11 protein-coding genes and 4 tRNA genes are annotated in these 14,182 nt (G+C 46.8%); 10 read left to right on the top strand and 5 right to left on the bottom strand.

The window, feature by feature from the left end:
- Positions 1-15: 15 nt before the first annotated feature.
- On the bottom strand, positions 16-204 hold the full coding sequence (locus tag EKM96_RS06305; RefSeq protein WP_125641343.1) for a hypothetical protein: 189 nt from the start codon (positions 202-204) through the stop codon (positions 16-18).
- 54 nt (positions 205-258) lie between these two features.
- Entirely contained in the window at positions 259-1,422 is a 1,164-nt protein-coding gene (locus EKM96_RS06300) for a thiolase family protein (RefSeq protein ID WP_125641340.1), read from the bottom strand.
- Between the two features lie 161 nt (positions 1,423-1,583).
- Here EKM96_RS06300 and EKM96_RS06295 point away from each other — a divergent pair, with 161 nt between their 5' ends.
- The gene (locus EKM96_RS06295; protein WP_225417653.1) at positions 1,584-2,546 is read left to right on the top strand and encodes a hypothetical protein; all 963 of its coding nucleotides are present in this window, start codon (positions 1,584-1,586) and stop codon (positions 2,544-2,546) included.
- Between the two features lie 51 nt (positions 2,547-2,597).
- On the opposite strand, the gene EKM96_RS06290 is transcribed toward EKM96_RS06295, so the two are convergent.
- The 3 genes from EKM96_RS06290 to EKM96_RS06280 all read right to left on the bottom strand — a co-directional run bounded on the left by EKM96_RS06290 (position 2,598) and on the right by EKM96_RS06280 (position 6,311).
- Complete coding sequence (locus EKM96_RS06290; protein WP_125641337.1) at positions 2,598-4,118, bottom strand: UDP-N-acetylmuramoyl-L-alanyl-D-glutamate--2,6-diaminopimelate ligase; 1,521 nt, start codon at positions 4,116-4,118, stop codon at positions 2,598-2,600.
- Positions 4,119-4,137: 19 nt separating this feature from the next.
- Positions 4,138-5,649: a lysine--tRNA ligase gene (gene lysS, locus EKM96_RS06285; RefSeq protein WP_125641334.1), complete on the bottom strand. Its 1,512-nt coding sequence runs from the start codon at positions 5,647-5,649 to the stop codon at positions 4,138-4,140.
- Positions 5,650-5,780: 131 nt separating this feature from the next.
- Positions 5,781-6,311 (bottom strand): helix-turn-helix domain-containing protein, encoded by a 531-nt coding sequence (locus tag EKM96_RS06280; protein ID WP_125641331.1) that lies wholly within the window; start codon positions 6,309-6,311, stop codon positions 5,781-5,783.
- A 206-nt stretch (positions 6,312-6,517) separates the two neighbouring features.
- Between EKM96_RS06280 and EKM96_RS06275 the strand changes: the two genes are divergently transcribed.
- The 9 genes from EKM96_RS06275 (at position 6,518) to EKM96_RS06235 (ending at position 13,772) form a co-directional block, all read left to right on the top strand.
- Positions 6,518-6,590 (top strand) — tRNA-Glu (locus EKM96_RS06275).
- Between the two features lie 10 nt (positions 6,591-6,600).
- Positions 6,601-6,672: transfer RNA gene (locus tag EKM96_RS06270), tRNA-Gln, on the top strand.
- Between the two features lie 201 nt (positions 6,673-6,873).
- Positions 6,874-6,946: transfer RNA gene (locus EKM96_RS06265), tRNA-Glu, on the top strand.
- Between the two features lie 11 nt (positions 6,947-6,957).
- Positions 6,958-7,029: transfer RNA gene (locus tag EKM96_RS06260), tRNA-Gln, on the top strand.
- Positions 7,030-7,272: 243 nt separating this feature from the next.
- A complete protein-coding gene (locus tag EKM96_RS06255; RefSeq protein ID WP_125641328.1) occupies positions 7,273-7,863 on the top strand; it encodes a TetR/AcrR family transcriptional regulator C-terminal domain-containing protein in 591 nt (196 codons plus the stop codon).
- 201 nt (positions 7,864-8,064) lie between these two features.
- On the top strand, positions 8,065-9,564 hold the full coding sequence (locus EKM96_RS06250; protein ID WP_125641325.1) for an amino acid permease: 1,500 nt from the start codon (positions 8,065-8,067) through the stop codon (positions 9,562-9,564).
- 97 nt (positions 9,565-9,661) lie between these two features.
- Positions 9,662-11,068: a glutamate decarboxylase gene (locus EKM96_RS06245; protein ID WP_125641322.1), complete on the top strand. Its 1,407-nt coding sequence runs from the start codon at positions 9,662-9,664 to the stop codon at positions 11,066-11,068.
- 74 nt (positions 11,069-11,142) lie between these two features.
- The gene (gltX, locus tag EKM96_RS06240; protein WP_125641320.1) at positions 11,143-12,657 is read left to right on the top strand and encodes a glutamate--tRNA ligase; all 1,515 of its coding nucleotides are present in this window, start codon (positions 11,143-11,145) and stop codon (positions 12,655-12,657) included.
- A gap of 197 nt (positions 12,658-12,854) precedes the next feature.
- Entirely contained in the window at positions 12,855-13,772 is a 918-nt protein-coding gene (locus EKM96_RS06235) for a hypothetical protein (protein ID WP_125641317.1), read from the top strand.
- The last annotated feature ends 410 nt before the right edge of the window (positions 13,773-14,182 follow it).

Genomic DNA, 14,182 nt, shown 5'->3' with positions numbered 1-14,182 from the left:
GCGAGATAGCCCGGTCTATTTTAGCGTGAAGAGTGAACCAAGAATAAAGAGCTGAACGACGATGACAGCCAAAACACCAGTGAATCCTTGGTAATAGTGGCGATCTCGGTGGAATAAGGTTACTAATAGACTGACTAAAGCAACGAGTCCAACGATTAAAAGAATGACGAGTTTTAGTTTAACTGCTGCATCTGCCGCGGACATGGCGGTCGCCTCTTTCCAAGTCAATTTGACTTTAGTATACCAGACTTTGGGTGATTAACGTTCGAGCAGGAGAGCGATCCCCATGCCACCGCCAATACACAAGGCGGCAACGCCACGAGATTGGTTGCTGTGCTGGAGTTCATGGAGCAAGGTCACGACGATGCGTGTCCCGGAGGCACCCAATGGGTGGCCGAGAGCGATACTACCGCCGTTAACGTTTAGTTTGTCGGCAGGAAGTTGTAGGTCACGGACAACCGCAACCGACTGAGCGGCAAAGGCCTCGTTGAGCTCGTAACGATCCACGTCGGCAACGGTGAGGTGCTGACCTGCTAAGACCTTCTGGATGGCTTCGACGGGGGCGTACCCCATGATATCGGGGTCGATGCCGACCTCTTGGTAGCCCTTCAGCGTGGCCAAGTAGGGGACATTATTGGCAATTGCCGTTGATTTTCGCATGAGGATCATCGCTGCGGCGCCATCGTTAAGGCCGGCAGCGTTTCCGGCGGTGACCGTTCCGTCAGTCTTAAATGAGGGCCGCAATGCGGCCAGCTTGGCCGCCGAGGTGTTGGCCCGCACGGCCTCATCCTGGGTAATGGTCTGCCCAGCCACCGTGACCGGGGTGATCTCGGCATCGAAACGGTGTTCAGCCTGGGCGCGCACGGCCTTTTCCTGTGATTTCAAGGCAAAAGCATCTTGCTCTTCTCGACTGATGTGAAATTTTTGGGCAACATTTTCAGCGGTGATTCCCATGGGCTCGCCACTAAAAGCGTCTGTAAGGCCGTCCTGGGCCAGGCTATCCGTTAAGGTAACGTCACCAAACTTATGGCCGGAACGGGTCTGAGCGTTCAAATAAGGCGCCTGACTCATGCTTTCTGTACCACCAACCAGGACAACATCGGCGTCACCCATCAGGATGGCGCTTTGACCCAATCGGATGGCCTTTAAGCTGGAACCGCAGACCTGATTAACCGTCATTGCGGTACTGCTAGTAGGCAGACCGGCATTGAGTTCGATCTGACGCGCTACATTTTGGCCTAAACCGGCCTGGAGCACCGTCCCAAAGATGGTCTGTTGAATCATTTTGGGATCCAGTCCGCTCCTGTGGATGGCGGCCTTGGCGGCAATGGTTCCCAGTTCAGTGGCGGTCACGGCTTGGAGACTGCGACCAAATTTGCCAATCGGGGTCCGAACGGCACTAACAATGACAACTTCTTCCATGGTAATGGTTTCTCCTTTTCCGATAAGTTTCCGAAACTTAAATATAACTGACTTCGAGTGATTTGTCTTGGTTTTGCCGCTGAGATGGCAGGGGATTTGCTTTTTCTTAATTATTTTTCCTATAATGGGAAACAGAGTTATTCAAAAGAGGGGGTCCAGTTATGACAAAATCTATGGGAACACCCAATCACCTAACCGTGACCGACTTTTTGGCGTCTTCGGCGGCCAGCAAGTTATCAGCGAATCAGCAACGGCATGCTCAAGCTATTCTTGAGGATGTTCAACAGGCCCGCGAAACGGTCAATCTGGCTAATGGGGAATGGTCAGCGGCCCAGGTGGCGGGGACCTTGGCGGCGTTGCCAACCTTGGTTAACCAGCCACACGCCTATTTCGTGGCGGTGGTCCCCGTTCTGACGGCCTACTTTACGGCGCGACATCAACCCAATCTAGCGGCAGTCTTAGCGGCGGTCAAAGCTGCGCGGCCGGAACTTGTTGCCAAACACGATCAGGTATCGGACGAGCAAGCGGCATACGATGACGTGGTGGATCTCGTCGAACAATGGGTTCAAGCCATGGTTGAACAGCCCGAAGTCGCCAATTTGGCGTCCCGCGACTTAACGAACTTCGTCACGATTGTCCACACAACGGCGGAGCTCATGATCACGGGTAAGCATTTGCAGCCGGAAGACTGGACGGTGACGAGTTTAGACGAGATTATGTTTGGTCCGTTCACCCATTTGCTGGATGAAGAGGATCGGGTTCCCGTTCTGTTTAACTTGGTGCCATTTTCATTAACTACGTTGTTTCGATACCTAGGTGAACAGGGGCGTCTACCCCATCAGGCTGAGTTACTGGCATGGGTCAGCGACCGGCATTCGGCCCTCATCACCATGTACGATCCACGGTTGGAACACTTCTTTGAAGACCTGACGGCGGCAATGCAGGCTAAAGGTATTCAGGCGAGTGACCACGCGGCGGTTGACGCCTTCACACAGGAATATTTGCGGGCTCATCCACAAGTAGGGCAGAAGCTATTTAGCACTGACCAGCAATCAGGCAAGTCACAGCATCCCCATCAATTAAAATATAGTCAGAAGCGTCGTAAGAAACGGCGCAAACGGTAAAAATAAACGGCCTCGAGCAAAGAAATCTGCTCGGGGCCGTTTGGTGTTTAATTAGTTTTCATTAACGAAGGCGGCGATAGCACCCTTAGCAACAACCGGGTCGGTATCGTATGGTGTATCAACACCATTGACCTTTTGGTAAGGATCTTCACCCTTGCCGGCCAACACGACGAGATCATGATTAGTTGCAGTGGCGATGGCGTGCCGAATGGCTTCCTCTCGTTGCGGGATAATCATGGTTTTTACCTTGGAGTGGTCAATGAAGCTATCGATCTCCTTGGCAATCTTCATGGGATCCTCGTAACCGGGATCATCAGTCGTCAGAAAGGCGGTGTCCGCGTATTGGTTCAGCGCCTTGGCGAAGCCTTCACGCCGGTCTTCGCCCTTGTCACCAGTACTACCGAGAACGGCAGTGACGTGATAGTCGGGGAATTGGGTATGGAGGAACTTCAAGAGGGCATTCATGCTACCCCAATCGTGAGCGTAATCGATGTAGACCGTGCCATGATGCTTGGTCTTGATGAATTCCATCCGACCAGGAACGACGGTGTTAGCCAGACCGGCCTGCATGTCGGCAACGGCCGCCCCGGCCAGGTGACTGGCCATGATGGCAGCCGTTGCATTGGCCTGGTTGAAGTCACCAGGTAATGACACGTCGTAGTCGGTGGCTAAATCAGTTAGGTCGGCATGATCACCATTAACGGTCAGGTTAAAGGAACTGCCGGTCAGAGACGCCGCGTCCTGAGTAATGGACAGGGTTGCCTCGGGCTGATTGAAGCCGTAGGTGAAGATGTGATTGGGCGCCGTGGAAACCTTAGCGGCCGAAAGCACCTCATCGAAATGGTCGGCATCCGCATCGATGATGCAATTGCGTGAGTTGAGCATCAATTGCATTTTGCAGAAGAGATAGTTGGCAAAGTTAGGGTGTTCATTGACCCCAATATGGTCCGGCGAGATGTTAAGGAAGACCCCAACGTCAAAGGTTAGGCCATACACCCGGTCGAGGAGGTACGCCTGAGAGGCGACTTCCATAACCAAGTACTTGCAACCATTGTCGACTGCTTGTCGCATTTCATGGAAAATATCAAACGATTCCGCCGTCGTCAGATGAGCCTTGAACTCATCGTCTGGCTTGGGACCGATGATATGATTAATCGTGGAGAACATGGCAACTTCCTTCGGATTGGCGTGAGCCAGGATGTTTTTCGTGAAGTAAGTTGACGTGGTCTTCCCTTTAGTTCCCGTATAGCCAATCACAAAGAGATCGTTTTGCGGGAAATTGAAGAACAGTTGAGCAGCTAGTGAGAGCGCCTTACGGACGTCGCTCACTAAAATCACGGGTGTATCCACGTGATAATCTTCTTCTGCCAAATAGATGCTGGCACCCTTATCGATGGCCTGCTTGAGGTAATCGACAGAGAAGTTAAAACCCTTGCAGACGAAGAGGCTATTCTGAGTAGCCTGGCGTGAATCATACGCTAACGAGTCGACCGTAACGTCGTCAGATTTAAGCGTCGTTCCTTGGTAAATATCGTGTTCTTGGAGTAACGCGATCAGCTGATTTACTCGCATTCAATCGTCCCTTTCGTAATTAGTCGTTTGGCCGCATGGTTGGGAAGAGCATGACATCGCGGATGGAGGCTGCATCAGTCAGCAACATCGTCATCCGGTCGATCCCAATACCCAGACCACCAGTAGGTGGCATCCCATATTCCATGGCTTCGACATAATCTTCATCGATACCGTGGGCTTCTTCGTTACCCGCCGCACGTTCAGCATCTTGGGATTCGAACCGTTGACGTTGGTCGATTGGGTCGTTTAATTCAGTAAAGGCGTTACCGTATTCATTACCATTGATGTAAAGTTCGAACCGGTCGGTGAAACGAGGGTCCTTAGGGTTCTTCTTAGCCAATGGTGAGATTTCAACGGGGTGACCGTAGATGAAGGTTGGGTTAACCAACGTATCTTGAACCTTTTCTTCGAAGAAGGCGTTGATGATGTGACCAACCTTCCAGTAAGGTTCGCAATGGATGCCATTGTCTTCGGCGAGCTTGTGGGCGTCTTCATCAGACATTGGTTGCCAGAAGTCGATGCCAGTTGCGTCCTTAACGGCGTCCACCATGTGAACCCGCTTGAAGTCTGCGTCTAAGTCGATGTCCTTACCTTGGTAAGTAATCTGACCGGTACCCTTAACCTTGTTAGCAACGTAGCGGAAGATGTTTTCCGTTAAGTCCATCACATCGGTGTAGTCGGCATAGGCCGTGTAGACTTCGACCATGTTGAATTCGGGGTTGTGACGTAAGTCAGTCCCTTCGTTCCGGAAGTCCTTTCCTAATTCGTAAACCTTTTCGACACCACCAACGATGAGCCGCTTCAGGTAAAGTTCCGTAGCGATCCGTAAGTATAATGGAATATCAAAGGCGTTAGAGTGGGTCACGAATGGCCGTGCTTCGGCACCGCCGGCTTCCGTTTGCAGGATTGGCGTGTCGACTTCCAGGTAGCCCTCGTTGTCGAGGTATTCCCGAATAGCCCGCTTAATCTTCGTGACTTGGACGAACCGGTCGAAGCTATCGCGGTTAGCAATCAGGTCCAAGTACCGTTGACGGTAGATGGTTTCGGGATTGGTTAAGCCGTGATACTTGTCTGGCAATGGCCGTAAAGACTTGGACAAGAAGTCGAAGTCGGTTAAGCGTAACGTCAGGGCACCAGTGTTGGTCTTGATCATGTAACCCTTAGCACCGATGAAGTCCCCAAGGTCTAACGTTTTGTAGAAGCTGTACTTGTCTTCGCCAAGTTCGTCTTGACGAGCGTATACTTGGACAACACCGGTTCTGTCGAGTAAGTCCATGAAGCCGGCCTTACCACTACCACGCTTACCGGTAATTCGTCCTGCAACAGCAACATAATGTTTGTCATCCATCAGTTCGTCTTTATCGAACTGATCGTATTTTTCTGTCAGTGTCTTGCTAGTGTCGGTCCGATCGAATCGGTGACCGAAAGGCGCGATGCCTTCCTCTGCAAGTTTGTTCATTTTATCCCGCCGAACCTGCATTTGGTCATTCAGATCAGCTGGCGAAGCATTATTGTTTTTGCTGTTACCCATTTTGTATCCTCCTATATAACTATTGATTCAATGCAATTGAATCTAAACCTCACTTAAATTTAGTTGATTTTAGCCTAATAAGCAAGCCTAAGTCCCCTAAAACCGGCAAGTTCTACCCGGTTGAAGCAAAATTAAACCAGTTCTAGCGGATACGGTTGCATTAACAATTCATCCACGGAAATCCCGGCAATGTGCGCCAACGGGTATAGAGAAAGTGGATTGGGAAGATGTTGTCCCTTGAGCCAGTAGTTGAGCTTGGTATTGCTAATCTGGTAGTCGAAGGTATCCGTAATCTCGGCAGCGAATTCGGCGACACTGCGCGGGTAGGGGTAGTTCTTAATCTGATTGAGCTTATCCGACAACTCGGCCATGATGTCATCGAGGGCCGTTGGGGTCATTCTGGGTACCGCCTCTGCAGGGAGCAAACGAGAACTAGGTGCGAGAAGACTATCTAAGCTGGTGGAGCCTAAGTCCGCCATAGCCATGATGAATTCCAAATGGGGAACGGCTTGACCACGTTCCCAACGGATCAGTGTCCCACGGCCGATTGTTTTCCCGGTTAAGCGCGTGATTTCGTTCGCAAAATGGGTGTAGTCTTGGTCGGCAGTTCGCTGTCGAATTTTCTTTATTTTATTTGATAAGTAGAATCGGTTAGCTTCCATGAGGAAACTCCTTTAATTTAAGTGTAGGAAATCTAGATAATTCTATTTTAGTTTAGTTTTGACAAATTTGAGCTATACAAAACAGGAATAATGTTAATAAATGGATTTTTTGACACTTTTCAGGCTTTGTCTAATGCTTTTATTCAATATTCGTCGCATAATGAATTTGTTGAATGAGTTAGACAAAACGTTCAACGAAACAGTATGGCCCGTTGGTCAAGTGGTTTAAGACACCGCCCTTTCACGGCGGCTACATGGGTTCGAATCCCGTACGGGTCATTTTCATAATTGGGCTATAGCCAAGCGGTAAGGCAACGGGTTTTGATCCCGTCATGCGTTGGTTCGAATCCAGCTAGCCCAATTGATAGGTCACAGTCGGCGTGCATAAGAGACTGGGCTTTTTTTATTGTCTAAATACAGATAAAGGATGAGCACATGCTGTTTTGGTCATTAATTTCCAAATAATGGTCAAATTGCTTGGTTTGTCTAATGATTTTATTCAGAATTAGATGCATAATGAATTTATTGAATGAGCAATGCAAAACATTCAACGAAAGTGTATGGCCCGTTGGTCAAGTGGTTTAAGACACCGCCCTTTCACGGCGGCTACATGGGTTCGAATCCCGTACGGGTCATTTTTTATAATTGGGCTATAGCCAAGCGGTAAGGCAACGGGTTTTGATCCCGTCATGCGTTGGTTCGAATCCAGCTAGCCCAATCTGTGAGGTAGTCCTTCGATGAAGAGTGACTAGCTTTTTTTATTTCTATAAAGAACATTCAAGTGGACGCCGGTTTCCTTAGATTAGGGAGCTGGCGTCTTTTTTGCGTTCGCTGGGAAAAGAATGGGGCGAAACCAAAGATAAAGCAAAAAGAATCTATACATTTTCCCCAATGATGTCTATACTGTATTTACAACGCAGGGTCGTGCGTGAAAATCTTATTAAAGTAGGAGACGATCTGTATGGAATATAAAACTAAGGACCGACTTGGAGAAGCCTTACAAGACATTGCTGAAAATGATCAATTTGATGACATCACGGTGAAGCAAATTGTTCAGGAAAGCCATGTTAATCGTCAGACCTTCTACTATCACTTCCAAGATAAGTATGATTGCCTGCATTATCAATTCAGTCACGATGCTGAAAAGCTAACGGCGAATACGGACTCACAGAATTGGTTAGTGACGTACCTTAGTTTGTTTCGGTACATTGACACCTATCAAAACTTCTGTCGCCATGTGGTTGACTCACATGCGTATCTGGAGTTCGACGACTTCATTCTAAAAACAATAGATTTAATAGTAGAAAAAATTAAAAAATCATTAGAAGATGACTATCCACGACTGGCTATTCGTAACCAAGCCGGCTTGCGAGTGTTCGAGTATGGTCACCAGGGGGTCGTTAGTAACTGGTTCCGTGGGGGGCTGCGAGAGAACCCGGCACTATTAGTCGAAGGAATGAGCAAGTTTAGCCAACAACAGTTGACCACGTTATTCGATCACCCGGAGATTGATTTAAAAACCTCTTTTAAACAACAACTGGAATTTGTATGATTTTTATACAGAAGAGGCCGAATGTCTATTCTCTATTATTTCCTGAAGGACTACCCTTGGTGTTGTTAACAGGGAGCCGATCTGATGATTGGCTCATCAATTACTTGGCCAAGTAATTATTTCTCAATTTGAAACCGCTGCCACTGCTTACATATATAGCACCTACAGAGTTTCAATTGATTCGAAGGGATTGTAGAAAAAGTGGATGAAAAAAAGTCTACGGAGCAAGTTGACTTAGCCAAAGCCAATCAAATAACTGGGTTCCAGTTATTCTCAATGACCACTTCAATGGTTATGACGGTTTATGGTTTTGCCGCATTTGCTAAGCAAGGGCCTACTGCCTTCTTCTACCTGTTCCTGGCCGGGATCTTATGGTTCCTCCCAGTTACTCGTACTGCTGGTGAAATGGCTTCAATCGATGGCTGGAGTAAAGGTGGTATCTTTACTTGGAGTCGTGACATGCTTGGTGAACGTGCTGGTTGGTCAGCTCTGTTCTATCAATGGATTCACATCACTGTCGGCATGAACACCATGATGTACTTTATTCTTGGGTGTTTCTCAGTAAGTTTCGGTTTACCTGTTATTGCTAACAACCCAACTGTCAAATTCATCTTAATGATGGTTATGATTTGGGGTCTTATCTGGTTGCAACAACGTGGGACTTCCGTTACTGGTAAGATCGCACAATGGTGCTTTACTTTAGGTGTCATTATTCCTGTGTTCTTCTTACTGTTCCTATTTATTGCATACTTGATTCAAGGTAATCCTGCCCTTATTCATGTAAACACACATACTATCTTCCCATCCAGTTGGAACGGGAGTGTCTTAGTTGGATTCGTGCCATTCATCCTTGCGTTTGCCGGAGCCGAAGGTTCTGCATCTCACGTTAAGGACTTGGAAAACCCTAAGGTTTACCCTAAGGTTATGACGGCCTTAGCAATCTGTGCTATTTGCTCCGATATCATCGGTTCAATGGCCATTGCTATGACTATTCCAAACGACCAAATCCAATTGAGTAACGGTATCGTGTTCGCTTATGGTGCTTTGGTTCAACGGTTTGGTATTAGCGTTGTCTTAGTAGAAAAAGTTGTTGGTTTCTTGTTAGCCGTTGGTGTGCTTGGGGAAATCAGTAGTTGGGTTGTTGGACCTAACGCTGGTATGTTCGAAGCTGCCAAGGAAGGTTACTTACCACCTCGTTTCTCTAAGTCAAACAAGTATGGTATTGAAACCAATGTTATGATTTTACAAGGTGTCGTCGTATCTATCGTCGGTGCACTCTTAACCTTTGGTGCTGGTGGGAACAAGTCATCCGTTTCCTTCCAAACTGCCATGAGTTTAACTGTTGCTTTGTACACTATGATGTACATGATGATGTTCGTCACTTACCTGGTATTACAATTCAAGCACAAAGACCTTCACCGGACGTTCCGTGCTTCACGTTCAATGGGTCTCCGTGTAACGTATGGTGTACTTGGTTTCATCTTGTCAGCATTTGGTTTCGTCGTTACATTCTTCCCACCTGCAGATTACAGCGCACACGACAAGAAGACATACTTGACGTTGCTGTTAGTTGCATTCGTTATCATGGGAATTCTTCCATTCATCCTATACATGTACCACGACAAGTGGGCACGTCAATTAGGTTTGGATCCTTCTAAGCCATATGCTGAACAAGCTGCGGCTAAGGAAGATGCAAAGTAAGTAGCTAGAAACGAATTATTTTCAAAAATAAGGAGGCTAGGTCATACATTAGTATGACAACTACATTATGAGTAAAAACGATCAGGAAACGCAGTAGATGTTAGACGCAGCACAATTGGAAAAGACTTTCTTGGGTAGCACCGCAGCCGGTGAATCACTTCCTAAGAACACTTTGCCTGCAGGCCCAATGGCTCCAGACGTAGCCGTAGAAATGGTTGACCACTTCCGTTTAAACGAAGCAAAAGCTAACCAAAACTTGGCTACTTTCTGTACCACTGAAATGGAACCACAAGCTGACCAATTGATGATGCGTACCCTTAACACTAACGCCATCGACAAGTCCGAATACCCTAAGACTTCCGCAATGGAAAACTATTGTGTAAGTATGATTGCTCACCTTTGGGGCATTCCTGACGAAGAAAAGTTCGGTGATGACTTCATCGGTACTTCAACCGTTGGTTCTTCCGAAGGTTGCATGTTAGGTGGACTTGCATTGTTGCACACCTGGAAGCACCGTGCTAAGGCTGCTGGCCTTGACATCGATGACCTTCACGCTCACAAGCCTAACTTAGTTATCATGTCTGGTAACCAAGTTGTTTGGGAAAAGTTCTGCACTTACTGGAACGTTGACTTCCGTCAAGTTCCAATCAATGGCGACCAAGTATCTCTTGACCTTGACCATGTTATGGACTACGTCGATGAGAACACTATTGGTATCATTGGTATTGAAGGGATCACTTACACTGGTTCCGTTGATGACATCCAAGGTCTTGACAAGTTAGTTACTGAATACAACAAGACTGCTGCTTTGCCAGTACGGATTCACGTGGACGCTGCCTTTGGTGGTTTGTTCGCCCCATTCGTTGACGGCTTCAAGCCTTGGGACTTCCGTCTTGACAACGTTGTTTCAATCAACGTTTCAGGTCACAAGTACGGCATGGTTTACCCTGGTTTAGGCTGGATCGTATGGCGTAAGAACTCTTACGACATCCTTCCTAAGGAAATGCGTTTCTCAGTTCCTTACCTTGGTTCAAGTGTCGACTCAATCGCTATCAACTTCTCTCACTCTGGTGCGCACATCAACGCCCAATACTACAACTTCTTACGCTTTGGTTTAGCTGGTTACAAGGCTATCATGAGCAACGTACGGAAGGTTTCATTGAAGTTGACTGATGAATTGAAGAAGTTTGGTATTTTTGACATCCTTGTTGATGGTAAAGAATTACCAATCAACTGCTGGAAGTTGTCTGACAACGCCGACGTTAGTTGGAGTTTGTACGACATGGAAGATGCTCTGGCTAAGTACGGCTGGCAAGTACCTGCTTACCCACTTCCAAAGAACCGTGAAGAAACTATCATCAGCCGGATCGTTGTTCGTCCTGGTATGACTATGGCTATTGCAGATGACTTCATCGATGACTTGAAGTTAGCTATTGCTGACTTGAACCACAAGTTCGGTGACGTTAAGGATACTGACGACTCGAACAAGACGACTGTTCGTTAGAATTACCGACAGCATAAGGTCGGACCTCAGCACTTGGGTAGGTGAGTGTAGTAGATAATAGAGGAGGAAATAGCATGAGTGATAATTCGGAATTGGATAAGAAAAACGTACGGGTGAGGTATGCACCGAGTCCAACAGGATTCTTGCATATTGGTAACGCACAGTCTGCATTATTCAATTACCTATTTGCCCGCCATTACCACGGCACGATGGTTCTTCGTATCGAAGACACCGATCTGAAGCGAAACGTTCCTCATGGTGAGGATAGTCAAATTGATAACTTGCATTGGTTAGGTATCGATTGGGATGAAGGCCCAGATAAGCCAAATCCAAAGTACGCTCCTTATCACCAAAGTGAACGTCAAGCCCTCTATCATCGCTACGTTGTTAAACTGCTCGATGAAGGTCTAGCTTACAAAGATTACGCAACCGAAGATGAATTAACCGAAATGCGCGATCAACAACGGGCAGCCGGTGAGGCTCCTCACTACGACGGCCGTTGGTATGGTCGGAGTGTTGAAGACCAAGAGGCAGCTGAAGCAAAGGGCTTGAAACCAAGTATCCGTCTTCACATGCCACCTGACCATGTTTACGAATGGGACGACATCATCAAAGGCCACGTTGCGTTTAACTCCGACAACATGGGTGGCGATTTCATTATTGAAAAGAGTAATGGGATGCCTACTTATAACTTTGCCGTTGTTATCGATGACTACCTGATGGACATCACCGATGTCCTTCGGGGTGATGACCACATTGCCAACACACCAAAACAAGTTGCGGTGTACGAAGCATTAGGAATTAAAATGCCTAACTTTGGTCATATCACATTGATTTACAACCCAAAGACTCGGAAGAAGTTATCCAAGCGGGATAAGAAGACTTTGCAATTCATTAGCCAATACAAGAACCAAGGTTACCTCAGTGAAGCAATCTTTAACTTTATTGCCTTCCTGGGTTGGTCCCCAGTTGGTGAAGACGAAATCTTCACTCGTCAAGAACTTATCGAACGTTACGATCCTTCACGGATGTCTAAGTCTCCAGCATACTTCGATCAACAAAAGCTTGATTGGATTAACGCGGAATACATCAAGAAGCTTAGCCTTGATGACATGACCGACCGGATTTTGGAATTGGTTGATGAAGGACAAACGGATGTTGCCAAGCAAGTTCAAGCTTTGAACTTACCTGACCTTCGCGAATTTGTTTACCAAGTATCCAAGATCTATCAAACCGAAGTACACATGTTAACTGAAGTTATGGACAAGGTTGTCTTTTATGCAAATATCTTACAATCCGATATCGATTACTCTCAATTGAGTGAATTCGACCATGATGATGTTGTCAGTGTACTGAAGAGCTTTGAAAAGCACGTTAAGGACTTAGGTGCTGACGTTGCTGATCCAGACTTCAAGGGTATGATTAAGGCCGTTGGTGCCGATACTGGGGTTAAGGGACGTGCATTGTACTTCCCACTGAACGTTGCCTTCACTGGTAACTCTTCAGCACCTGAAATCAATGAGATTTTACGGTTATACTCAATCAGCACGATCGTTGACTTGTTAGACAAGGCAATTGCGAACGTTTAAGACTTTCCGATTGTGATAATCACGAAAAGAGGAACTCCTTATGGAGCTCCTCTTTTTTTGTGCGCTGACGCAGGGGGACTAAGTAAGCTTAGATAATTAAACTCCCTGACCATTTGGCTGGTAAAGCGCCATATCTGTTGCGGGAAACACTCAGACTGGCTATGGTGTGCTTAATAACCAGAGAGGGGGAGTTGGTTATGTATAGTAGCGTCTTATTGGTTTTTGGATTAGGATATTACCTCTTTGTCTATAAGGGTGTGGAAAGAGCCGATAGTTCCTCAGAGGGGGACTCGACGACTGTTCGCTATCCAGAGACGAAGAGTGCTGCTACTCGGTGCTACATGCATGCTAAGCTGCTTGGACGGCCAGATTTGGGGGACCTGTACGTTTATGCTCGGGCATATCCTAAGAACTCGTTACCGGATAGCGAAATCCGTGCCGATATACTGGATGAATTTCGTGGTCGAGTGGAAGAAATGCGGGTGGAAGGCCGTCTGCCAGTGGAACCGGTACGATACATTGATAAGGTTGACCTATCGCTGGACATGACGACCGTGAAGACGATGGCACCGGATGACGCGATTAATCTCTATAAGCGGCAGATGCGGTACTTGTCGATGTATGTCCATCAAGCCAATCCATTCGAGAGCCTGCGGCAATTGCTAGGTCGTTCATCGCATTATCGTCGGCCCGATGGTAAGAACTATTTGCCCACTGAGGGGTATGCCGGTAACTTTGCTTGTTTCATTCAAGACTACTATTACTCGTTGTATTTCCCAACCAGGAATGAATGGAACATTTACCTTGCTCGGCAACAACGGGGGCTAGTTGAAATTGAAAATGATGTGTTTGGTCTCCTGAATGAAGATTGGGTCGACCGAATCGTTAACAGTGACGGTAAGGTTGTAACAACGTTCTTCTCGAAGACGGGATTAGAACTGTTATCTAATGGTATGCGACCAGACCGGTTGCTAGTACCGACCTTGTTACCCTATGCCGAAGCATTTACCGATAAGGATTGGCGTAACTACTTTCCATATACTTGGGCAGAAGTTAATCGTAAGCGGTCTAGTCGGGAAATTAACCGGTGGATTAATGGGCTCAAGAATGATTAACCGTTATGTTATTTGGACTGTTTGAGTGAGACCTGCTACCACAGTGGGTCTCATTTTATTTGGATACCTGTCGTGAGGAACGGTCGTCATGGGTTTCTAGGGGGATAGTAAATTGGCGGGTTATCGCTTTCCTTTCAGAAAATTTGGGCGGTCAAAGAGTTAATTGGAAAAGCTTTCAAAAAAAGATTGACGTAGGGAGTGATAGTTGGTATAGTTATATAAGTTGTCATTGAGGCAATTGCAACGGCATTTCAAAAACGTTTGAAATTAGTTGTTGACAATCATATAGCTTGAATGATATGATTAATAAGTTGTCTGCGAGAGCAGATAACTGGTAGACCTTTGAAAACTGAACATTGTTTCGACAAACCAAATATGTGTAGGGCGGTTTGATATTTATATCAAACCCA

Source organism: Levilactobacillus tangyuanensis (assembly GCF_003946545.1).
In the GTDB taxonomy this organism is placed as follows: Bacteria; Bacillota; Bacilli; order Lactobacillales; family Lactobacillaceae; genus Levilactobacillus; species Levilactobacillus tangyuanensis.
Note: the sequence above shows the minus strand (reverse complement) of the source record. Positions and strands in the feature narration are given on the sequence as shown.